This is a genomic window from Pseudomonas furukawaii, assembly GCF_002355475.1.
GTDB classification, from domain to species: Bacteria; Pseudomonadota; Gammaproteobacteria; order Pseudomonadales; family Pseudomonadaceae; genus Metapseudomonas; species Metapseudomonas furukawaii.
In genome coordinates this window covers 6,077,152-6,098,437 of record NZ_AP014862.1, presented here as the reverse complement: position 1 = coordinate 6,098,437, position 21,286 = coordinate 6,077,152, and the positions used below count along the sequence as shown (strand labels likewise).

Sequence of the window (21,286 nt, the reverse complement as noted above, 5' to 3'; positions counted from 1 at the left end):
CCATGAAACGTCGTGAAATCATCGCCGCTGCAGGGGTGGGGCTTGCAGCCGCGGCCCTGGCCGGTTGCGACAAGAAGGAGCAGGCCGCCGGCGGTCCCCAGGCCGAGGCGCAGACCTTCAGCTGGAAGATGGTCACGTCCTGGCCGAAGAACTTCCCGGGTGTCGGCGTGGGGGCCGAGCGCTTCGCCAAGCTGGTGGAGGAGATGAGCAACGGCCGGCTGAAGATCAAGGTCTACGCTGCCGGTGAACTGGTCCCGGCCCTGGAAGTGTTCGACGCCGTTTCCCGTGGCACCGCCGAGATGGGCCATGGCGCGCCCTACTACTGGAAGGGCAAGGTGCCCGCCGCCCAGTTCTTCTGCGCCTTGCCGTTCGGTCCCAATGCCCAGGAAATGAACGCCTGGCTGCACCGGGGCGGCGGCATCGAGCTCTGGGAAGAGGTGTACAAGCCCTTCGGCGTGCTGCCCATGGCCTGCGGCGCCACGGGCGTGCAGACCGCCGGCTGGTTCAACAAGGAGATCAACAGCGTCGAGGACTTCAATGGCCTGAAGATGCGCACGCCGGGCCTGGGCGGCGAAGTGCTGACGAAGATGGGCGGCACCGTGGTCAACCTGCCGGCGGGCGAGATCTTCACCGCCTTGCAGACCGGCGCCATCGATGCCACCGAGTGGATCGGCCCCTACAACGACCTGGCCCTGGGCCTGCACAAGGCCGCCAAGTACTACTACACGCCGGGCTGGCAGGAGCCCAACGTGACCTTCGAGCTGGACGTCAACCTCAAGGCCTGGGAGACCCTTCCGGCGGACCTCAAGGCCATCGTCCGGGCCGCCGCCCGCGATGTGAACGGCGACATGCTGGATGACTACAACGCGCGCAACATGGAGGCCATGGAGAAGCTCAAGGCCGAGGGCGTCGAGGTCCGTCGCCTGCCGGAGGCGGTGCTGACCCGGCTCAGGGAAGTGGCGTCCGAGGTGGTCGAGGCCAGTGCCGCGGCCGACCCGGCGGCGACCAAGGTCTGGCAACAGCAGAAGGCTTACCTGGAGCGCATGCGCACCTACGCCGAGGAAAACGAGAAGCTGATCTACAGCATCCGCAGCTGATGGCCCGGGCCGGCAGCCCGCGCTGCCGGCCCTGCCCGGAAGGGCCGCTGCCAATGAGCCGCCAGCTTTCCGCCATCACCCCCTTCCTTGGTACATCGGTGCCAGCTTCCTGCTGATCCAAAAGCATTTTTTCTGATTCGCGGCTTTGTCCACGGAGTCGTTTTCGCCCCATTTATCGGCTTTTTCCTGCCCGTGGTCGTGAGTCCAGCGACCCCTGCCGGGGCCTGCGCGATGCGCTCTCTCCTTGAATCGCCACGTTTTTTCGACCCACCGTCGGTGGGGGACGCTCCCCCATTCCTGGGGACACCCGAACGACCATCGATGCGACCCACCTAGACTCTGGATAGCCGCTCGCAAATGGAGCCGAAGCCATGCGCAAGCTATTGATAGTTATTCCCATTTTTATCTGCCTGGCCGCGCTCCTGGGGTTCTGGGTGCGCCCCGAACCCGTGCCGGTGGAACTGGTGGCGGTGGAGCGGGGCGAAGTGGAAACCCTGGTGGCCAATACCCGCGCCGGTACGGTGAAGGCCTGCCGTCGGGCGCATCTTTCGTTCAAGAGCGGCGGTCAGGTCAGCGAGCTGCTGATCCACGCCGGTCAGCGGGTGCAGGCGGGCGATGTGCTGATGCGCCTGCGCCAGGATGACCTCGAGGCGCGGGTGGCGGAGGCCCGGGCGCGGCTGGATGCCCAGCACAACCTGCGGGAGCAGAGCTGTCGCCAGGCCAGCCAGGACCGGCTCGACCAGGGGCGCCTGGAGCGGCTGGCCGAACGCAAGCTGGCCTCCCAGGACCAGCTGGAGCAGAGCGCCACCCGTGCGCGCCTGTCCCAGCTCCTGTGCAGCGGCGGCGAGGCGCGTATCCGCGAGGCCCAGGCCAGTCTCGACCTGCAGCTGGCGCAGCTCGACCAGGCCACCTTGCGGGCGCCCTTCGCCGGCATAGTCGCCGAGATCAACGGTGAGCTGGGCGAGGTGGTGACCCCTTCGCCGCCGGGCATTCCGACACCGCCGGCGGTGGACCTGATCGATGACCAGTGCCTGTTCGTCGAAGCCCCCATCGATGAGGTGGACGCCGGCCAGGTGCGCCCGGGCATGCCGGTGCGCATCAGCCTGGATGCCTTTCCCGGGCGGACCTTCGCAGGACGGGTCAGCCGCATCGCGCCCTTCGTCCGCGAGCTGGAAAAGCAGGCCCGAACCGTGGATGTGGAGGTGAAGTTCGAGCGGGTGCCGCCGGACCTGATGCTCCTCAGCGGCTACAGCGCCGACGTGGAGATCCTCCTCGACCAGCGGCAGACCCTGCGGGTGCCCACCGAAAGCCTGCTGGAGGGCGGCCGGGTGCTGCGCTACGACCCCGGTAGCGGCCATCTGCGCGAGCAGCGGGTGGAGCTGGGCCTGAGCAACTGGCGCTGGAGCGAGGTGCGCGGGGGCCTGGCCGTCGGCGACCGCATCCTGCCCGGCCTGCAGCACGAAAGCCTGGCCGATGGCAGCGTGGTGAGTCCCCGCGGGGCGCCGGAAGGGCGGCCATGATCCAGTTGCATGAGGTCAGCCGCAGTTTCCAGCTGGGCGAACACCGCGTGCTGGGCCTGGACCACCTCGACCTGGAGGTGGCCGATGGCGAATACCTGGCGATCACCGGCGCGTCCGGTTCGGGCAAGTCCACCCTGCTGAACATCCTCGGCCTGCTGGACGCCCCGGACAGCGGCGAGGTCTGGCTGGACGAGCGCGCCACCCGCTTGCTGGACGAGCCCGGGCGCGCCGCGCTGCGCAGCCGCCTGATCGGTTTCGTCTTCCAGTCCTTCCACCTGGTGCCGCGCCTTACCGCCCTGGAGAACATCGAACTGCCGATGCTGCTGGCGGGCATCGACCCGGCGGAGCGGCGGCGTCGCAGCCTGGCGCTGGCCGGCCGCCTCGGGCTGGAGGACCGGCTCGACCACCATCCCGGTGAGCTGTCCGGCGGCCAGCGCCAGCGGGTCGCCATCGCCCGGGCCATGGTGATGCGACCGCGCCTGCTGCTGGCGGACGAGCCCACGGGCAACCTCGACAGCCAGTCCGGCGAGGAGGTGGTGGCGCTGCTGGAGGAGCTGAACGCCGAGGGGCTGACCCTGGTGCTGGTGACCCATGACGACCGTCACGCGGCGCGCGCGGGACGGCGGATCGCGATGCGCGACGGCCGCATCCTCTGCGACCGGCGCCGGAGCGCCAGCTGATGGACGCGCGGGACGCCTGCCGATTCTGGCTTGGCGCCCTGCGTGGCCACGGTTCCCGCAGCGCGATGCTGCTGATGGCGATGGCCATCGGCGTGTTCTTCATCGCCCTGCTGGGTGGGCTGGGGCAGGGCGCCCGGGCCTATGTGCTGGGTGAGTTTTCCCTGCTGGGGCGGGACCTCCTCATCGTCCTGCCCGGACGCAACGAGACCACCGGCGGCCTGCCGCCCATCACCGGCATGGCGCCCCGCTCCCTGACCGAGGCCGACGCCGCCGCGCTGTCCCGCCTGGCGGCGGTGCGACGGGTGGCGCCCTTGCAGGCCGGGCAGGCCCAGGTCAGCCGCGACAACCGCAGTCGCGAGGCCCTGGTGCTGGGAACCACCCACGATTTTTTCGCCATCCGCCAGCTTCGTCTCGCCCAGGGGCGTCCGCTGCCCGAGCTGGAGCCCGGGCAACTGGGCCATGTCGCCGTGATCGGGGGGCGCCTGCGCCAGGCGCTGTTCGGCGAGGCGCCGGCCCTGGGCCGCTGGGTGCGGGCGGGCGACCGGCGCTTCCGGGTGATCGGCGTGCTGGAGGCGCGGGGCGAGTCCCTCGGCATGGACCTGTCCGAGGCGCTGATCGTGCCGGTGGCCAGCGCCGAGGCCCTGTTCAACCGCGAGGGGCTGCAACGGATCTTCGTCGAAGCCCGGGTTCCCGGTTACCTGGACGGCGCCAGGCGGCAAGTGCTGGCCCTGCTCACCGAGCGGCACCAGGGTGAGGAGGACGTGACCCTGCTCAGCCAGGACGCCATGCTCGCCGCCTTCGACGGCATCCTCGACGGACTGACCCTGGCGCTGGCCGGCGTCGCGGCGCTGAGCCTGCTGGTGGCGGGCATCCTGATCATGAACGTCACCTGGGTGGCGGTGCTCCAGCGCAGCGCCGAGATCGGCCTGCTCAAGGCGCTGGGTGCCACTGGCGGGCAGGTGCGCCTGCTGTTTCTCGGCGAGGCGGGCCTGCTGGCGCTGCTGGGGGCCGGCACGGGCCTGGCCCTGGCGGAGCTGCTGCTATGGGGCGGACGCCTGCTCAGCGAGTTGCCCCTGTACGCGCCCTGGTGGGCGCGACTGGGGGCGCCCCTGCTGGCGCTGCTGGCCGCCCTGCTGTTCGCCTGGTTGCCGGCCAGCCAGGCTGCGGCCCAGGCGCCGGTGCAGGCCCTGCGGCCCCAGGGGAGCCTCTGATGCGCTGGCGGGATGGCCTGGCGCTCTGCGGCTCGGCGCTGCTCAGCCAGCCTTTGCGCAGCCTGCTGACGCTGCTCGGCGTGGCCATCGGCATCGCCGCCGTGGGCCTGCTCACCGCCATGGGCGAGGGGCTGCGTGGGCGGGTGCTGGACAGCTTCGCGCAGTTCGGCACGCGGGTGGTCACGGTACGCCCCGGGACCCTGTCCAGTGGCGGCATGGGCGGCGTGCTGGCCAGCGCGCGGCCGCTGTCCATCGCCGATGCCGAGGCACTGGGACGGCTGCCCCGGGCGGAGGCGGTGGTGCCCATCATCCAGGGCAACGGCGATATCCAGGCGGGCGGACGCCAGCGGCGGGTGGACATCCTCGGCACCGGCTCCCAACTGGCCGCCGCCTGGCGGGTACGCATGGATCAGGGGCGCTTCCTGCCGCCCTCGCGGGACGGCCGCACGCCGGCCTACGTGGTGCTCGGGGCGAAGTTGGCGAGCGAGCTGTTCGGCGATTCCAGCCCGGTGGGCCGGCGGGTGCGGGTGGGGGGCGCGAGCTTCCGCGTGGCGGGGGTGATGGAGGCCAAGGGCAATCTGCTGGGGTTCGACCTGGACGATATCGCCTACATCCCGGTGGACCGGGCCGAGCAGTTGTTCAATCGGGAGGGGCTGGTGAAGGTCCATGTACTGTTCGAGGCGGGCGTCCCGGCACCGGCCTTCGCCGAGTCGGTGCGCCGGCTGCTGGTGGAGCGCCACGGCCGGGAGGATTTCCGCATGACGACCCAGGATGACCTCCTGGGCAGCCTGAACCGCATCCTCGCCTCCCTGACCCTGGGCGTCGCCGCCCTCGGCGGTATCTCGCTGCTGGTGGGGGCGGTGGGCATCTTCACCATCATGACCACCACCGTGGAGGAGCGAACCGCCGAGGTCGGCCTGCTGCGCGCCATCGGCGCCGGGCCACGTCAGGTGCTGGGGCTGTTCCTCACCGAAGCGACCCTGCTGTCGGTGTCGGGCGGCGTGCTGGGGCTGGCGCTGGCCCTGGTGCTGGTGGTGTCGTTGCGCGGGTGGATGCCCGGCCTGCCGCTGGAGCCGGACCTGTCCCTGGTGCTGATGGCGCTGGGACTTTCGATGCTGGTGGGCATGGGCGCGGGCCTGGCCCCGGCACGCCGGGCGGCGCGGCTGCACCCGGTGGAGGCGCTGCGCGCGGGGGGATCTTGAGTGAGTGCAGAGAAAGGGGCCGCTCGCCAGGTTTTCACACGACCTGTTGCCGGGCCCCTTCCATTCAACCCCGACGGGGCGGGACCGGGCGGGTGCGGCCGCTGCCGTCGATGGCGACGAAGACGAAGACCGCTTCGGTGACCTTGCGCCATTCGCTGGACAGGGGGTCGTCGCTCCAGACTTCCACCAGCATCTGGATGGAGCTGCGGCCGATCTCCAGGGTCTGGGTATAGAAGGAGAGCTGGGCACCGACGGCCACCGGCACGAGGAAGGCCATGCGATCGATCGCCACGGTGGCGACGCGGCCCGCCGCCACCTTGCTGGCCATGGCGGTGCCGGCCAGGTCCATCTGGGAAACCAGCCAGCCACCGTAGATGTCGCCGAAGCCGTTGGTTTCACGCGGGAGCGCGGTGATCTGCAGGGCGAGGTCGCCTTGCGGGGTGAGGTTTTCTTCTTCTTCGATCTCGATCATGCCGGAACTGCCTGTGTCGTCTGTAAATGGCGCAAATGCCTGGAAGGGCCGCGCCCTTCCTTCCCTGTGCGCCGCCGACTCACTGCATGCCGACCTGCGCTGAACAGCGCGCAGTATATAGGCAGGAGATCGCGCCAGACGACCGTTGTAGCGCGCTCCTGGCGGTTTTATGCCTCAGGCTGTGTACATCTGACGCTTTTTGATATGTTGCCTGGCGATTTTCCCGCCCATGCCGCGGGAGACGCCCCGCACCCCCAGACGAGAATCCCTCCATGTCTTCCGTGCTTGCCTCCGAGACGCCCTCCGCGCGCCCGCTGACCCGCAGCGATTACAAGACCCTGTCGCTCTCCGCCCTCGGCGGCGCCCTGGAGTTCTACGACTTCATCATCTTCGTGTTCTTCGCCGCGGTGGTGGGCAAGCTGTTCTTCCCCGCCGAGATGCCGGAGTGGCTGCGCCAGCTGCAGACCTTCGGCATCTTCGCCGCCGGCTACCTGGCGCGTCCGCTGGGGGGCATCGTCATGGCGCACTTCGGCGACCTGCTGGGGCGCAAGCGCATGTTCACCCTGAGCATCTTCCTGATGGCGGTGCCCACGCTGGTGATGGGCCTGCTGCCCACCTACGAGCAGATCGGCATCTGGGCGCCCCTGCTGCTGCTGATGATGCGGGTGGTACAGGGCGCGGCCATCGGCGGCGAGGTCCCCGGGGCCTGGGTATTCGTTTCCGAGCACGTGCCCGCCCGCCATGTGGGCTATGCCTGCGGCACCCTGACGTCGGGACTGACCGCCGGCATCCTGCTGGGCTCCTTGATGGCGACCCTGATCAACACCGTCTTCAGCGCCGCCGAGGTGCTGGACTGGGCCTGGCGCCTGCCGTTCCTGGTGGGGGGCGTGTTCGGCCTGCTGGCCATGTACCTGCGCCGCTGGCTGCACGAGACCCCGGTCTTCGCCGAGATGCAGCAGCGCAAGGCCCTGGCCGCGGAAGTGCCGCTGAAGACCGTGCTGCGTGAACACCGTGGCGCCGTGGCGCTGTCCATGCTGCTGACCTGGGTGCTGTCCGCCGGCATCGTGGTGGTGATCCTGATGACGCCCACCCTGCTGCAGACCGTGTATGGCTTCGAGGCGGCCACCGCCCTCAAGGCCAACAGCCTGGCCATCGTGTTCCTGTCCATCGGTTGCGTGCTGTCGGGGGTGATCGCCGACCGTATCGGCGCGGGGCGTACCTTCCTGGTGGGCGGTCTGCTGCTGGCCGCCAGCTCCTGGACCTTCTACACCAGCCTCAGGCTCCATCCGGAGTGGCTGTTCCCGCTCTACGCGGTCACCGGCCTGTTCGTCGGCACCATCGGCGCCGTGCCCTATGTGATGGTGAAGGCCTTCCCGCCGGTGGTGCGCTTCTCCGGCCTGTCCTTCTCCTACAACCTGGCCTACGCCATCTTCGGCGGCCTGACGCCCATGGTGGTGTCGCTGCTGATGAAGTGGGACAGCCTGGGACCGGCCTACTACGTCGCCAGCCTGTGCGGCGTGGCGATGCTGATCGGGGCGTTCCTGATCGCCACGAAGCGTTGATCCCATCCGGGCCCGCACTGGCCGGGCCCGGCCTTGTTCCCAGGGCTGGGAAAGGGGCGCCTGAACGCAACCCGCCGTGCCGATGATGGCCATTCATCCAATTGTCACAATCGGTTCATAGAGTGGTCATACGGCCTGCCGATACTGGCCCCCGTTGCATTCAACCCCTCGTCCTGCTTAGGAGCAAGGCATGAAACTGAAGCGTTTGATGGCGGCCCTCACCTTCGTCGCCGCCGGTGTCGCTACCGCCAGCGCGGTGGCTGCCGTCGACCCGGCCCTGCCGGCTTATTCCAAGACCACTGGCGTCTCCGGCAACCTCTCCAGCGTGGGTTCCGATACCCTGGCGAACCTGATGACCCTGTGGGCCGAGGCGTACAAGCGCGAATACCCGAACGTGAACATCCAGATTCAGGCTGCCGGTTCCTCCACCGCGCCGCCGGCCCTGACCGAAGGCACCGCCAACCTGGGCCCGATGAGCCGCAAGATGAAGGACGTCGAGCTGCAGGCCTTCGAGCAGAAGTACGGCTACAAGCCCACCGCCATTCCGGTGGCCATCGACGCCCTGGCGATCTTCGTGCACAAGGACAACCCCATCAAGGGCCTGACCATGCAGCAGGTGGACGCCATCTTCTCCGCCAACCGCCTCTGCGGCGGCAAGAGCGACGTGAAGACCTGGGGTGACCTGGGCGTGACCGGCGACCTGGCCTCCAAGCCGGTCCAGCTGTTCGGCCGCAACTCCGTGTCCGGCACCTACGGCTACTTCAAGGAAGAAGCCCTGTGCAAAGGCGACTTCAAGCCGAACGTGAACGAGCAGCCCGGCTCCGCCTCCGTGGTGCAGTCCATCAGCCAGTCCATCAACGGCATCGGCTACTCCGGCATCGGCTACAAGACGTCCAGCGTGAAGACCGTGGCCCTGGCCAAGAAGGAAGGTGGCGAGTTCGTCGAGGACAGCGAGCAGAACGCGCTGAACGGCAGCTACCCGCTGTCCCGCTTCCTCTACGTTTATGTGAACAAGGCGCCGAACAAGCCCCTGGCTCCCCTGGAGGCCGAGTTCGTCAAGCTGGTCCTGTCCAAGCAAGGCCAGGAAGTAGTGGTCAAGGACGGTTACATCCCGGTTCCGTCCAAGGTCGCGGAAAAGACCCTGAAGGATCTGGGCCTGTAATCCAGGCCGGATAAGGAGGCGGCGGCTCCACGCGCGCCGCCTCGCAAGGACGCAAGGGCGACGGGAGACCCCTGTCGCGGAAGCCCGCCCGAGGTTGCCTCAGGGTGGGCTTCGCCACGTCAACTCGCTGTAATTTTTCTGTCACAGGAAAGCCGTAGGCTGTGCTCCCATCGTAAAAGCCTGCGTACGCCGCCTGTGGCAAGAGCCCGAATCCATGACTGACCTGGCCAACTCCCTGACCGCCTCGAAGAATCCTCCCGAGCGCATCGACTTCAATACGCCCGCGCTGCAGCGCAAGCGCAAGCTGCGGGCCCTGAAGGATCGCCTGACCCACTGGTACGTGCTGGTGGGCGGTCTCGCCGTGCTCGGCGCCATCACCCTGATCTTCTTCTACCTGGCCTATGTGGTACTGCCGCTGTTCAAGGGCGCCGAGCTCACCGCCAGAAAGGTGCAGAGTCCGGCCTGGCTGCAGCAGGACGCCGGCAAGCCGCTGCTGCTGGCCCTGGAAGAGCAGAACATGGTGGGCCTGCGCGTGGCCGCCAGCGGTGACGTGCAGTTCTTCTCCACCCGGGACGGTGGCCTGATCAAGCGCCAGCAACTGCCGTTGCCCGCAGGCGCCAGCGTCGTCTCCTTCGGCCAGGACCAGCCCGGCAGCCCGCTGGTGGTGCTGGGCCTGTCCAACGGCCAGGCGCTGATCTTCAAGCACAGCTACAACGTCACCTACCCGGACAACCAGAAGACCATCACGCCCCAGGTCAGCTTCCCCTACGGCGAGGCGCCCATGGTGCTGGACGCCCAGGGTCGCGCGCTGGAGCACGTCGCCCTCAGCGTCGACGACGAGACCCTGGTGGTGGCCGCCTCCACCGGCAGCCAGTTGCTGGTCCAGCAACTAGTCAGCGAAGAGAACATGCTCACCGGGGAGATCACCCAGGAGCAGACCGGCATCGAGCTGCCGCAGATCGCCGAACCCATCAAGGCCATCTACATCGATCCGCGCCAGCAGTGGCTCTACGTCCTCAACGGTCGCGCCCATGCGGATGTGTTCAGCCTGCGCGAGAAGGCCCTGAACGGCCGCTACAAGCTGCTGGAGGACGGTGAGCGCGAGGTCACCGCCAGCGCCATGCTGCTGGGCGGCATTTCCCTGATGGTGGGCGACTCCAAGGGCGGCATCGCCCAATGGTTCATGGCCCGCGACCCCGACGGCTCCTCGCGCCTCAAGCACATCCGCGCCTTCCAGCTGGAGCAGTCCCCGGTGGTGCAGATCACTGCGGAAGAGCGCCGCAAGGGCTTCCTCGCCCTGGACGCCGCCGGCCACCTGGGCGTGTTCCACAGCACCGCCAACCGCACCCTGCTGGTGGAGAGTGTGACCGATGGCAGCGGCCTGCTGGCCCTGTCGCCCCGCGCCAACCGCGTGCTGGTGGAGGAGGGCGGCCAGTTCATGCCCTTCCGCCTGAGCAACCCGCACCCGGAGATTTCCTTCAGCGCGCTCTGGGGCAAGGTCTGGTACGAGAGCTATGACGAGCCCAAGTACGTCTGGCAGTCCACCGCCGCCAACACCGACTTCGAGCCCAAGCTGAGCCTGGCGCCGCTGACCTTCGGTACCTTGAAGGCCGCGTTCTACGCCATGCTGCTGGCCGCCCCGCTGGCCATCGCCGCCGCCATCTACACCGCCTACTTCATGGCCCCGTCCATGCGCCGCAAGGTGAAGCCGGTGATCGAGCTGATGGAGGCGCTGCCGACGGTGATCCTCGGCTTCTTCGCCGGCCTGTTCCTGGCGCCCTACGTGGAAGGCCACCTGCCGGGCATCTTCAGCCTGCTGCTGCTGACCCCCATCGGCATCCTGCTGGCCGGCTTCATCTGGAGCCGCCTGCCGGAGTCCATCCGTCTGCGGGTGCCGGACGGCTGGGAAGCGGCCATCCTGATTCCCGTGGTGGGCCTCACCGCCTGGTTCGCCCTGGGCATGAGCCCGCTGATGGAAAACTGGTTCTTCGGCGGCGACATGCGCCTGTGGATCAGCAATGACCTGGGCATCACCTACGACCAGCGCAACGCCCTGATCGTCGGCCTGGCCATGGGCTTCGCGGTGATCCCGAACATCTTCTCCATCGCCGAGGACGCCGTGTTCAGCGTGCCGCGCAGCCTCACCTACGGCTCCCTGGCCCTGGGCGCGACGCCCTGGCAGACCATGACCCGTGTCGTCCTGCTGACCGCCAGCCCGGGTATCTTCTCGGCGCTGATGATCGGCCTGGGCCGGGCGGTGGGCGAGACCATGATCGTGCTGATGGCCACCGGCAACACCCCGCTGATGGAGGCGAACATCTTCGAAGGCATGCGCACCCTGGCCGCCAACGTGGCGGTGGAGATGCCGGAGTCCGAGGTCGGTGGTACCCACTACCGGGTGCTGTTCCTTTCCGCCCTGGTGTTGCTGACCTTCACCTTCGTGATGAACACCCTGGCCGAACTGATCCGCCAGCGGCTGCGGAAGAAGTACGCCTCGTTATAAGCACGCCTCCTGGAGGCGCTTCTGATCCCCCTCTCCCTCCGGGAGAGGGTGGTCCGAAGGACCGGGAGAGGGATCCAGGCACAGAGCCGACCTCTCTCCCCAACCCTCTCCCCGGAGGGGCGAGGGAGCGGTTGGTTCGACCCTCCCCGGACGGGCGAGAACGCAGATAACACGAATCCTCCGGCCCCAGGGCGGGAGGAACTGGAAGACTCAAGCGGTGGAGAAATCCGTGAAAAAGGTTTCCCTGAAAGACTGGTTCAAGAGCGGCGCACCGGGCGTCTGGATCAGCGGTGGCGCGGTATCCATCGCGGTCATCATGACCCTCGGCCTGTTGTCGGTGATCGCCGTGCGCGGCCTGGCCCACTTCTGGCCGGCGGACCTGGTGGAGGCGCAGTACGTGGTGCCCGGCCAGGAAGCCCGCCTGGTGGTCGGCGAGGCGGTCCAGGTGGAGGAAGTGCCCCGCGCCCGCCTCAAGGGCGCTGGCCTGCCGGTACCGGAGGAAGGCCCGGAGTTCATGACCCGCGAGCTGCTCAAGGTGGGCAACCGCGATGTCTACGGTGCCGACTTCACCTGGGTGGTGGGTGATTGGCTCAAGGAGCAGAAGTACCCCGTCGAACTGCTGGCGCTGGAGCGCCGCGAGTGGGGCAACTTCTACGGCCGCCTGGTGGCGGTGAAGGAGAGTGGCCAGGTGGTGGCCGAGGGCGAGGCCGCCATGGGCGAGCTGCAGAAACGCCTGGCCCGGGTCAACGCGCTCTACGACCAGCTCTACAAGCTGGAGAAGAAGGACATCGGCTCGATCAACCACGGCCTCGAGCGGCTGCGCCTGAAGACGCGCAAGCTGGAGCTCGCCGACGCCCTGACGCCCGAAGCCCAGGCCGACATCGCCGCCGAGCGCGCCGAGCTGGAAAGCCGCTACAAGGGGCTGGAAGAGCAGTTGCTGGCCCTGCACCAGCAGTTCAACCGCGACAGCGTGGTGGTGCGCGAGGCCGGTGGCCGCGAGCAGGAGATCAGCCTGGGCCAGGTGGTCCACGCCTACCAGCCGAACGCCATGGGCACCTTCGCCAAGCTGGGCTTCTACTTCGCCAAGCTCTGGGAGTTCCTCTCCGACGATCCGCGTGAGGCCAACACCGAGGGCGGCATCTTCCCGGCCATCTTCGGCACCGTGATGATGACCCTGATCATGGCCGTGATCGTCACCCCCTTCGGCGTGATCGCCGCCATCTACCTGCGCGAGTACGCCAGGCAGGGGCCGCTGACCCGGGTGATCCGCATCGCGGTGAACAACCTGGCGGGCGTCCCGGCCATCGTCTACGGCGTGTTCGGCCTGGGCTTCTTCGTCTACGTGCTGGGTGGCTCGCTGGACCGCCTGTTCTTCCCCGAGTCCGCGCCGGCGCCGACCTTCGGCACCCCGGGCCTGCTCTGGGCGTCCCTGACCCTGGCGATCCTCGCCGTGCCGGTGGTGATCGTGGCCACCGAGGAAGGCCTGGCGCGCATCCCCCGCGCCGTGCGCGAGGGCTCCCTGGCCCTGGGCGCCACCAAGGCCGAGACCCTGTGGAAAGTGGTCCTGCCCATGGCCAGCCCGGCGATGATGACCGGCCTGATCCTCGCCGTGGCCCGTGCCGCCGGTGAAGTGGCGCCGCTGATGCTGGTGGGCGTGGTGAAACTGGCCCCGAGCCTGCCGGTGGACGGCAACTACCCCTACCTGCACCTGGACCAGAAGATCATGCACCTGGGCTTCCACATCTACGACGTCGGCTTCCAGAGCCCCAACGTCGAGGCCGCCCGCCCGCTGGTCTACGCCACCGCACTGCTGCTGGTACTGGTGATCGCCCTGCTGAACTTCTCGGCCGTCGCCATCCGTAACCACCTGCGCGAGAAATACAAGGCGCTGGACAGCTGATCGTCCCGCGCCGCCCGAATTGCCTGAGGCTTACAGCTTGTAGCGTGACGCTACGAACGGAGTGAACACATGCAACACGAAACCCACAGCCACGGCGTCAATATCTCCGCCCTGGGCCGCGACAAGCAGAACCTGCGCCTGGCAGAGGAAACCGTTGCCCTCGAAGTGCCCGGCCTGTCCCTGTTCTATGGCGACAAGCAGGCCCTTTACAACGTCAGCATGAACATCCCGAAACAGCGCGTGACCGCCTTCATCGGGCCGTCCGGTTGCGGCAAGTCGACCCTGCTGCGCTGCTTCAACCGCATGAACGACCTGGTGGACGGTTGCCGCGTGGACGGCGAGATCCGCCTGGACGGCCACAACATCTACCGCAAGGGCGAGGACGTGGCCGAGCTGCGCCGCCGCGTGGGCATGGTGTTCCAGAAGCCGAACCCCTTCCCCAAGAGCATCTACGAGAACGTGGTGTACGGCCTGCGCATCCAGGGCATCAACAAGAAGCGCGTGCTGGACGAAGCCGTGGAATGGGCGCTGAAGGGCGCCGCCCTGTGGGATGAAGTGAAGGACCGCCTGCACGAGTCGGCCCTGGGCCTCTCCGGCGGCCAGCAGCAGCGCCTGGTGATCGCCCGCACCATCGCGGTGGAGCCGGAAGTGCTGCTGCTGGACGAACCCTGCTCGGCCCTGGACCCCATCTCCACCCTGAAGGTGGAAGAGCTGATCTACGAGCTGAAGAGCAAGTACACCATCGTCATCGTGACCCACAACATGCAGCAGGCGGCTCGGGTTTCCGACTACACCGCCTTCATGTACATGGGCAAGCTGATCGAGTTCGGCGACACCGACACCCTGTTCACCAACCCGGCCAAGAAGCAGACCGAAGACTACATCACCGGCCGTTACGGCTAGTGGCCATGGTTCAAAGGCCACGGCAACCTGGAAACGTATCCGGCTCATTAAGGGTTAGAAAATGATCGACAAAGACAGCCTCACCCATCACATCTCCCAGCAGTTCAACGCCGAGCTGGAGGAAGTGCGCAGCCACCTCCTGGCGATGGGTGGCCTGGTCGAGAAACAGGTCAATGACGCCGTCACCGCGCTGATCGACGCCGACTCGGGCCTCGCCCAGCAGGTGCGCGAGATCGACGACCAGATCAACCAGATGGAGCGCAACATCGACGAGGAGTGCGTGCGCATCCTCGCCCGTCGCCAGCCGGCGGCCTCCGACCTGCGCCTGATCATCAGCATCTCCAAGTCGGTGATCGACCTGGAGCGCATCGGCGACGAGGCCTCGAAGATCGCCCGCCGCGCCATCCAGCTCTGCGAGGAGGGCGTGGCCCCGCGCGGCTACGTGGAGGTGCGCCACATCGGCGACCAGGTGCGCCGCATGGTGCAGGAGGCCCTCGACGCCTTCGCCCGCTTCGACGCCGACCTGGCCCTGTCGGTGGCCCAGTACGACAAGAACATCGACCGCGAGTACAAGACCGCCCTGCGCGAGCTGGTCACCTACATGATGGAAGACCCCCGCGCCATCAGCCGCGTGCTCAACGTGATCTGGGCCCTGCGTTCCCTGGAGCGCATCGGCGACCACGCGCGGAACATTTCCGAGCTGGTGATCTACCTGGTGCGCGGCACCGATGTCCGTCACATGGGCCTTGCGCGCATGGCCGAGGAAGTGAAGGGCACCAGCGAAGGCTGAACCTGATCCGCGGCATGAACGCCCGACCTCGTGTCGGGCGTTCCTGTTTCTGCCGGGCAATCAGGTTTGGCAATTCGCTATCGCCCGGGGCTATCCTTAGGCCGGTTTTCCAAGGAGCAGCCGATGGGCAAGGTCAACGTACTGGTGGTGGACGACGCGTCTTTCATTCGCGATCTGGTGAAGAAGGGGCTGCGGGACAATTTCCCCGGAATCCAGATCGAGGAAGCCATCAATGGGCGCAAGGCCCAGGTGATGCTGTCCCGCACCGCCATGGACCTGATCCTCTGCGACTGGGAAATGCCCGAGATGTCCGGGCTGGAACTGCTCACCTGGTGCCGCGAACAGGACCACCTGAAGACCACGCCGTTCATCATGGTCACCAGTCGCGGCGACAAGGAGAACGTCATCCAGGCCATCCAGGCCGGCGTCTCCGACTACATCGGCAAGCCCTTCTCCAACGATCAGCTGGTCACCAAGGTGAAGAAGGCCCTGGCCCGTTCGGGCCGCCTGGAAGCGCTGATGAGCAGCGCGCCGGTCCGCCTGCCCAATGCCGGAGGTTTCGCCAACGACTCGCTGGCGGCGCTGACCGGCGGCAAGGCCGAGGTGGTTCGTCCCAGCGCTCCGGCGGCGCCCGCACCCGCCGCCCCGGCGCCGAGGCAGGCGCCCACGCCCTCGGCCAAGTCCGCCGCCCAGGCTCCGGGCGGCCGTGGCCAGGCCCAGTTGCGCCTGCCGGCCGGCGTGCTGGCCTGCGTGATCAAGGGCCTGAGCCTGAAGGACGCGCAGCTGGTGGTGCGTCGCGGCGAGCCGCTGCCCCAGGTGCTGGAGAGCGCGGTGCTCGACCTGGAGCAGGGCGAGGGCGGCGAGGTGGCGCGCCTCAACGGTTACCTGCACGCGGTGGCGGCCCTGGAGCCCAAGCCCGATAGCGAGTGGCTGCAACTGACCTTCCGCTTCGTCGACCGCGACCCGGCCAAGATGGATTACCTCTCCCGCCTGATCGCCCGGGGTACCGCGCAGAAGCATTTCGTCCCCGGCGCCTGACCGTCCAGCCAACCGCGTCACAGCCTGGGCGCCCGGCCTCTCGCCGGGCGCGGGGTGCGCTGCTAGTCTTCGGCCACACGGAGCACAGAAGAACAACGGGCCGACATGCTGGGACGACTCCTTTCTCTGCTGCTGCTGGCCGGCCTGAGCCTGCCGGCGGCGGCGCTGACCATCTACAAGTACACCGACGCCAACGGTGTGGTGACCTACACCGACAAGGCGGTGGCGGGTGCCCAGGTATTCGTCTTCCGCGATCGCATGGTGGAGCGCCTGGACCTCTCGGTGAAGCTGGAGACGAAGAAGCATGCGGCCGGCGAGACCCTGGTGCTGCACAACGAACTCTTCGCACCGGTGGAGGTGGAGCTGAGCCTGCGCGACGCCGAGAACGTTTCCGGTGCGCCCGACCAGCCCTTGCGCTGGGTGATGGCGCCCCGCAGCACCCTGCGCATGGCGACACTGGCGCCTGCGGATGCCAGCCGGCCCATGCGCTACACGCCGAAGCTGCGTTATGCGCTGGGGGACCCGCGCCAGCGGGCGGTCTCCTATCGCTACCCCTTGCCCTGGGTGGGCGGGCCCTTCCGCCTGACCCAGGGGGCCAACGGCCGCTACAGCCACTTCACGCCCAAGGGTCGCTACGCCCTGGATATCGCCATGCCCGAGGGCACGCCCATCGTCGCCGCGCGGCCGGGGGTGGTGGTGAAGACCGAGAACGACCAGAGCGGGCGGGGCAACAATCCGTCCGGCAACTTCGTGCGCATCCTCCACGACGACGGCACCATGGGCGTCTACCTGCACCTGATGCGGGGATCGGTGCAGGTGCGTGAAGGGCAGTACGTGAACGGCGGCGAACGCATCGCCCGCTCGGGCAATACCGGCAACAGCACGGGGCCGCACCTGCATTTCGTCATACAGCGCAACGTCGGCCTGGCGCTGGAGTCCATCCCCTTCGATTTCGCCCAACCTGTGGATTCGCTGCCGAACTTCGCCGTGGGCGGCGAGTAGAGCCTGGGTAGGCGGTGCGCATGGCGCACCCTGCGACCGTGCCCGCAACGAGGCGCGTGCGGTTCGCATGGCATGCAGGGTGCGCTGGGATGCTCAATCGAGCTTCAGCACCTTGGCCAGGACGATCTTCGGTCCTTTCATCTTCTTGACGATGATGCGCAGGCCTTCCGCCTCCAGCGCTTCCTCTTCTTCCGGCACGCGGTTGAGGGTGTCGTAGATCAGGCCGGCCAGGGTGTCGGCTTCGACATGGTCCAGGTCGATGCCCAGCAGGCGCTCCACCTTGAACAGCGGGGTGTCGCCGCGCACCAGCAGCTTGCCCGGCTGGTAGGCGAGGACGCCGCGCTCGGTCTTGCGGTGTTCGTCCTGGATGTCGCCCACCAGCACTTCCAGCACGTCTTCCATGGTGAGAAAGCCCACCACCTTGCCATCGGCTTCCTCCACCAGGGCGAAGTGCGCGCCGCCCTGGCGGAACTGCTCCAGCAGGCGAGGCAGCGGCATGTGCTTGGTGACCCGCTCGAGCGGGTGGGTGAGTTCGGCCAGGTCGAAGCTCTCCGGCAGGCTGTCCAGGGCGGACAGGGCCAGCAGCAGGTCCTTGATGTGCAGGACGCCGATGAACTCGCCCTTCTGCTCGTCGAACACCGGGTAGCGGCTGTACTTGTGGCGGCGGATCACGCTGAGGATGTCCGTCAGCGGGGCGTCGTGGTCGAGGTAGATCAGGTCTTCCCGGGAGTTGGCCCAGTCCACCACTTCCAGCTCGCCCATCTCCACCGCCGAGGCCAGTACGCGCATGTCCTGGTCACTGGGGTCGCGCGCGCGGCTGGAGTGGAGGATCAGCTTGAGCTCGTCGCGGCTGTAGTGGTGCTCGTGGTGCGGGCCCGGCTCGCCTTGCCCGGCGATGCGCAGGATGGTGTTGGCGCTGGCGTTGAGCAGCCAGATGGCCGGGTACATGAGCCAGTAGAAGGCGTACAGCGGCGCGGCGGTCCACAGCGAGAGCAGCTCGGGCTTGCGGATCGCCCAGGACTTGGGCGCCAGTTCGCCGACCACGATGTGCAGGTAGGAAATGATGAAGAAGGCGGTGAAGAAGGCGATGCCGTGGATCAGCTTCTCCGACTCGATGCCCACCGACTCCAGCACCGGTTGCAGCAGGTGGGCGAAGGCCGGTTCGCCGACCCAGCCCAGGCCCAGGGACGCGAGGGTGATGCCCAGCTGGCAGGCGGAGAGGTAGGCGTCCAGCTGGTTGTGCACGGTGCGCAGGATGCGGCCGCGCCAGCCGTGCTTGTCGGCGATGGACTCGACGCGGGTGGAACGCAGCTTGACCATGGCGAACTCGGCGGCCACGAAGAAGCCGTTGAGCAGCACGAGGAAAAGGGCGAAGAGAATCAGGCCGAAATCGGCGAAATAGGTAAGAAAACCGGAACTGGGGGAAGGGTCCATGGGTGTCTTGCTGAGGGAATGACCGGCTAAGGGTGAAGGCTGCACCCCGAGTTTGCAAGTCGGGGCACAGGTCGCATCAAGCGCGCCGGACCACCTGGCTGGTGGGGAAGTGGCAGGTGAAGGTGCTGCCGTGGTTGAGCACCGAACTGATGTCCAGGCGTCCGCGATGGCGGATCAGCACGTGCTTGACGATGGCCAGTCCCAGGCCGGTGCCGCCGGTGTTGCTGTTGCGGCTGGAGTCCACGCGGTAGAAGCGCTCGGTGAGGCGCGGCAGGTGCCGGGTCTCGATGCCGATGCCGCTGTCCTGCACGGCGAGGTGGGCACCGGATTCGTCGCCCCACCAGCGGATGCGGATCTCGCCTTCGTCCGGGGTGTACTTCACCGCGTTGAACACCAGGTTGGAGAAGGCGCTGCGCAGCTCCGCCTCGCTGCCCTTGAGCTTGTAGTTGTGGTCCGCCTCCAGGCTGATGCGGTGGTGGCGGTTGCCGGACAGGGCGATGGCGTCGGCCTTGATCTGCAGCAGCAGCAGGTCCACCGCCACCGGCTGGTTGTCCGAGGGGTAGTCGGTGGCTTCCAGCTTGGCCAGCAGCAGCAGGTCGTTGAGCAGGTTCTGCATGCGCTTGCCCTGCTGGCTCATCTGCTGCAGCGCGCGGGTCCAGCGCGGGTTCACGTCCTCGACATTGTCCAGCAGGGTCTCCAGGTAGCCGGCGATCACCGTCAGCGGCGTGCGCAGTTCGTGGGAGACGTTGGCGACGAAGTCCTTGCGCATCTGTTCCAGCTGGTGGAGCCGGGTGACGTCGCGCACCAGCATCAGGTGCTCGCTGTTGCCGTACTGGGTGATGTGGAACTGCAGGCGCACGCGGTCGTTCACCGGTGAGGGCAGGTCCAGGGGTTCCTGGTAGTTGCCGTTCTCGAAATATTCCTTGAAGCGCGGATGGCGGATCAGGTTGGTCACCGGCTGGCCGCTGTCCTGGGGGGTCTTCAGGCCCAGGAGGGTTTCCGCGGCGCGGTTCCACCAGTCCAGGTTGCCCTCGCTGTCGAGCATCACCACGGCGTCCTTGAGGGCGGCAGTGGATTCCTGCACCCGGTCGATCACCGCCTGCAGGCGACCGCGCACCCGCTGATCGCGGCGCTGGAGGTGGTAGATGCTGTCGAACACCTCGCCCCAGAGGCCGTAGCCATCCGGTGGCGGTTCGTCCGGCTGGTGCTCCTTGAGCCAGGTGTACAGGCGCAGCAATTGCGCCAGGGTCCAGCCCAGGTAGGCGCCGAGGCCGATGACCAGGGCCCAGGCGTATTGGCCGGTGGCCAGGCCCGCCAGCAGGCAGGCACCGATCAGCAGCAGCAGGCGGCGGATGACTACGCCGCGCCAGTCTTGATTCACCTATCGCGTCCTTGTGCTCGTGGCGTTGGGGCCAGGGTCAGCTTTTGGTGGAGAAACGATAGCCGGTGCCGCGCACGGTCTGAACCAGATTTTCGTAGACCTCGCCGAGGGCCTTGCGCAGGCGGCGGATGTGGACGTCCACGGTGCGCTCCTCGACGTAGACGTTGCCGCCCCAGACCTGGTCCAGCAACTGGCCGCGGGTGTAGGCGCGTTCCTGGTGGGTCATGAAGAACTGCAGCAGGCGGTACTCGGTGGGGCCCATCTCGGCGGGCTTGCCGTCGATGGTCACGCGGTGGCTCACCGGGTCCAGCAGCAGGCCGCCGATGGCGATGGGCGCCTCGCTGTCGCTGGGGCCGGCGCGGCGCAGCACGGCCTTGAGGCGGGCGACCAGCTCGCGGGGGGAGAAGGGCTTGGTGATGTAGTCGTCGGCACCCACTTCCAGGCCCTGGATCTTGTTGTCCTCCTCACCCTTGGCGGTGAGCATGATGATCGGGATGTCGCTGGTGAGGTCGTCGCGCTTCAGGCGGCGAGCCAGCTCGATGCCGGAGGTGCCGGGCAGCATCCAGTCGAGCAGGATCAGGTCGGGTTTGCGGTCGACGATGATGGCGTGGGCCTGCTGGGTGTTTTCCGCTTCCAGGCAGTCGTACCCGGCCATCTCCAGCGCGACGGCGATCATCTCGCGGATCGGTGCTTCGTCGTCGACGATCAGGATGTTCTTGCCAACCATGTTCAAGCCTCGAATGGGTCGCGTTTGTGACTGATTGCGCCGCATTAGATAACGGAAATATTGCAGGCATGTGACATGCCTATTCTAGGGCCTGGCGGGGTTTCGTCACGATTCCGGAAGGGGCTCGTCTATGCTGAAGGAGGCCGCCGCCGGCGTGGGGCGGCCTGGAGCCTGGCACAGGATCCTGCCGGTGCGGTGGGTGTTCGTGGCTCCCTTCGTCCTGTGACGCTGAGACCTCAAGTCGTGCTCCAGCTGCCGCCAGGCTGTCGCTTTTCATTACGAGGAGAGGCAAGACCATGAGAACAATGTCCCTGCGGTGGGTGCCCCTGGTCGCCGGGGTCCTGCTGAGCGGGCCCCAGCTGGGCCTGGCCGCTGAGCCCGCGATGGAGAAGGACGGCATGCTGGTGGATCAGAACGGCATGACGCTCTACACCTACGACAAGGATGCCGACGGCAAGTCCGCCTGCAACGGCCAGTGTGCACAGAACTGGCCACCGCTGATGGCCGAGGCCGGGGCCAAGGCCGAAGGCGAGTGGAGCCTGGTTACCCGCGATGATGGCTCCATGCAGTGGGCCTATGACGGCAAGCCGCTGTACACCTTCGTCATGGACAAGAAGGCCGGCGACGTGACCGGTGACGGCAAGATGGGGGTGTGGCACGTCGCCAAGCCCGAAGCCTACTGACCGGCGACAGGAGACCGGC

The 21,286-nt window shown here is 67.5% G+C and carries 18 protein-coding genes; 14 read left to right on the top strand and 4 right to left on the bottom strand.

What is annotated here, in order from left to right; all coding sequences use genetic code 11:
* Positions 1-2: 2 nt before the first annotated feature.
* From KF707C_RS28210 to KF707C_RS28190, 5 genes are all read left to right on the top strand, one after another.
* Positions 3-1,097 (top strand): TRAP transporter substrate-binding protein, encoded by a 1,095-nt coding sequence (locus tag KF707C_RS28210; protein WP_003457850.1) that lies wholly within the window; start codon positions 3-5, stop codon positions 1,095-1,097.
* A gap of 371 nt (positions 1,098-1,468) precedes the next feature.
* Positions 1,469-2,617 (top strand): efflux RND transporter periplasmic adaptor subunit, encoded by a 1,149-nt coding sequence (locus tag KF707C_RS28205; protein ID WP_003457848.1) that lies wholly within the window; start codon positions 1,469-1,471, stop codon positions 2,615-2,617.
* Positions 2,614-3,297, top strand: a complete 684-nt coding sequence (locus tag KF707C_RS28200; RefSeq protein WP_003457846.1) for an ABC transporter ATP-binding protein — start codon at positions 2,614-2,616, stop codon at positions 3,295-3,297. Before KF707C_RS28205 ends, KF707C_RS28200 begins: the two co-directional genes overlap by 4 nt.
* Positions 3,297-4,508, top strand: a complete 1,212-nt coding sequence (locus KF707C_RS28195; protein WP_003457842.1) for an ABC transporter permease — start codon at positions 3,297-3,299, stop codon at positions 4,506-4,508. The genes KF707C_RS28200 and KF707C_RS28195 overlap by 1 nt, the downstream gene beginning before the upstream one ends.
* Positions 4,508-5,710, top strand: coding sequence for an ABC transporter permease (locus KF707C_RS28190; RefSeq protein WP_003457839.1), 1,203 nt, complete (start codon positions 4,508-4,510; stop codon positions 5,708-5,710). The genes KF707C_RS28195 and KF707C_RS28190 overlap by 1 nt, the downstream gene beginning before the upstream one ends.
* A gap of 64 nt (positions 5,711-5,774) precedes the next feature.
* On the opposite strand, the gene KF707C_RS28185 is transcribed toward KF707C_RS28190, so the two are convergent.
* Positions 5,775-6,182, bottom strand: a complete 408-nt coding sequence (locus KF707C_RS28185) for an acyl-CoA thioesterase (protein ID WP_003457836.1) — start codon at positions 6,180-6,182, stop codon at positions 5,775-5,777.
* A gap of 272 nt (positions 6,183-6,454) precedes the next feature.
* Between KF707C_RS28185 and KF707C_RS28180 the strand changes: the two genes are divergently transcribed.
* The 8 genes from KF707C_RS28180 (at position 6,455) to KF707C_RS28145 (ending at position 17,042) form a co-directional block, all read left to right on the top strand.
* On the top strand, positions 6,455-7,744 hold the full coding sequence (locus tag KF707C_RS28180) for an MFS transporter (RefSeq protein WP_003457834.1): 1,290 nt from the start codon (positions 6,455-6,457) through the stop codon (positions 7,742-7,744).
* 190 nt (positions 7,745-7,934) lie between these two features.
* A complete protein-coding gene (locus KF707C_RS28175) occupies positions 7,935-8,906 on the top strand; it encodes a phosphate ABC transporter substrate-binding protein PstS (protein ID WP_003457831.1) in 972 nt (323 codons plus the stop codon).
* Between the two features lie 214 nt (positions 8,907-9,120).
* The gene (locus KF707C_RS28170) at positions 9,121-11,409 is read left to right on the top strand and encodes an ABC transporter permease subunit (protein ID WP_003457829.1); all 2,289 of its coding nucleotides are present in this window, start codon (positions 9,121-9,123) and stop codon (positions 11,407-11,409) included.
* Positions 11,410-11,638: 229 nt separating this feature from the next.
* On the top strand, positions 11,639-13,309 hold the full coding sequence (pstA, locus tag KF707C_RS28165) for a phosphate ABC transporter permease PstA (protein WP_036994718.1): 1,671 nt from the start codon (positions 11,639-11,641) through the stop codon (positions 13,307-13,309).
* A 69-nt stretch (positions 13,310-13,378) separates the two neighbouring features.
* The gene (gene pstB / locus KF707C_RS28160) at positions 13,379-14,212 is read left to right on the top strand and encodes a phosphate ABC transporter ATP-binding protein PstB (RefSeq protein WP_003457825.1); all 834 of its coding nucleotides are present in this window, start codon (positions 13,379-13,381) and stop codon (positions 14,210-14,212) included.
* Between the two features lie 61 nt (positions 14,213-14,273).
* The gene (gene phoU / locus KF707C_RS28155; RefSeq protein ID WP_003457824.1) at positions 14,274-15,002 is read left to right on the top strand and encodes a phosphate signaling complex protein PhoU; all 729 of its coding nucleotides are present in this window, start codon (positions 14,274-14,276) and stop codon (positions 15,000-15,002) included.
* A 123-nt stretch (positions 15,003-15,125) separates the two neighbouring features.
* Positions 15,126-16,040, top strand: a complete 915-nt coding sequence (locus KF707C_RS28150) for a response regulator (RefSeq protein ID WP_003457822.1) — start codon at positions 15,126-15,128, stop codon at positions 16,038-16,040.
* A gap of 105 nt (positions 16,041-16,145) precedes the next feature.
* Positions 16,146-17,042 carry a peptidoglycan DD-metalloendopeptidase family protein gene (locus tag KF707C_RS28145; protein WP_003457821.1) on the top strand — a complete coding sequence of 299 codons (897 nt, stop codon included), beginning with the start codon at positions 16,146-16,148 and terminating at the stop codon, positions 17,040-17,042.
* A 93-nt stretch (positions 17,043-17,135) separates the two neighbouring features.
* Here KF707C_RS28145 and KF707C_RS28140 read toward each other — a convergent pair whose 3' ends face one another.
* The 3 genes from KF707C_RS28140 to phoB form a co-directional block, all read right to left on the bottom strand.
* Positions 17,136-18,476: a hemolysin family protein gene (locus tag KF707C_RS28140; protein WP_003457819.1), complete on the bottom strand. Its 1,341-nt coding sequence runs from the start codon at positions 18,474-18,476 to the stop codon at positions 17,136-17,138.
* Between the two features lie 76 nt (positions 18,477-18,552).
* A complete protein-coding gene (gene phoR / locus KF707C_RS28135; protein ID WP_003457816.1) occupies positions 18,553-19,857 on the bottom strand; it encodes a phosphate regulon sensor histidine kinase PhoR in 1,305 nt (434 codons plus the stop codon).
* A 37-nt stretch (positions 19,858-19,894) separates the two neighbouring features.
* Positions 19,895-20,584 (bottom strand): phosphate regulon transcriptional regulator PhoB, encoded by a 690-nt coding sequence (gene phoB, locus KF707C_RS28130; RefSeq protein ID WP_003457813.1) that lies wholly within the window; start codon positions 20,582-20,584, stop codon positions 19,895-19,897.
* A 305-nt stretch (positions 20,585-20,889) separates the two neighbouring features.
* Between phoB and KF707C_RS28125 the strand changes: the two genes are divergently transcribed.
* Positions 20,890-21,267 carry a COG4315 family predicted lipoprotein gene (locus KF707C_RS28125; protein WP_394296145.1) on the top strand — a complete coding sequence of 126 codons (378 nt, stop codon included), beginning with the start codon at positions 20,890-20,892 and terminating at the stop codon, positions 21,265-21,267.
* Positions 21,268-21,286: the final 19 nt, after the last annotated feature.

Coding starts and splice junctions, on each gene's coding strand:
- KF707C_RS28170 (WP_003457829.1), top strand. CDS start 9,121: ATGACTGACCTGGCCAACTCCCTGACCGCCTCGAAGAATCCTCCCGAG.
- KF707C_RS28180 (WP_003457834.1), top strand. CDS start 6,455: ATGTCTTCCGTGCTTGCCTCCGAGACGCCCTCCGCGCGCCCGCTGACC.
- KF707C_RS28190 (WP_003457839.1), top strand. CDS start 4,508: ATGCGCTGGCGGGATGGCCTGGCGCTCTGCGGCTCGGCGCTGCTCAGC.
- KF707C_RS28185 (WP_003457836.1), bottom strand. CDS start 6,182: ATGATCGAGATCGAAGAAGAAGAAAACCTCACCCCGCAAGGCGACCTC.
- KF707C_RS28175 (WP_003457831.1), top strand. CDS start 7,935: ATGAAACTGAAGCGTTTGATGGCGGCCCTCACCTTCGTCGCCGCCGGT.
- phoU (WP_003457824.1), top strand. CDS start 14,274: ATGATCGACAAAGACAGCCTCACCCATCACATCTCCCAGCAGTTCAAC.
- KF707C_RS28200 (WP_003457846.1), top strand. CDS start 2,614: ATGATCCAGTTGCATGAGGTCAGCCGCAGTTTCCAGCTGGGCGAACAC.
- KF707C_RS28145 (WP_003457821.1), top strand. CDS start 16,146: ATGCTGGGACGACTCCTTTCTCTGCTGCTGCTGGCCGGCCTGAGCCTG.
- KF707C_RS28210 (WP_003457850.1), top strand. CDS start 3: ATGAAACGTCGTGAAATCATCGCCGCTGCAGGGGTGGGGCTTGCAGCC.
- KF707C_RS28205 (WP_003457848.1), top strand. CDS start 1,469: ATGCGCAAGCTATTGATAGTTATTCCCATTTTTATCTGCCTGGCCGCG.
- KF707C_RS28125 (WP_394296145.1), top strand. CDS start 20,890: ATGTCCCTGCGGTGGGTGCCCCTGGTCGCCGGGGTCCTGCTGAGCGGG.
- KF707C_RS28140 (WP_003457819.1), bottom strand. CDS start 18,476: ATGGACCCTTCCCCCAGTTCCGGTTTTCTTACCTATTTCGCCGATTTC.
- KF707C_RS28195 (WP_003457842.1), top strand. CDS start 3,297: ATGGACGCGCGGGACGCCTGCCGATTCTGGCTTGGCGCCCTGCGTGGC.
- pstB (WP_003457825.1), top strand. CDS start 13,379: ATGCAACACGAAACCCACAGCCACGGCGTCAATATCTCCGCCCTGGGC.
- phoB (WP_003457813.1), bottom strand. CDS start 20,584: ATGGTTGGCAAGAACATCCTGATCGTCGACGACGAAGCACCGATCCGC.
- KF707C_RS28150 (WP_003457822.1), top strand. CDS start 15,126: ATGGGCAAGGTCAACGTACTGGTGGTGGACGACGCGTCTTTCATTCGC.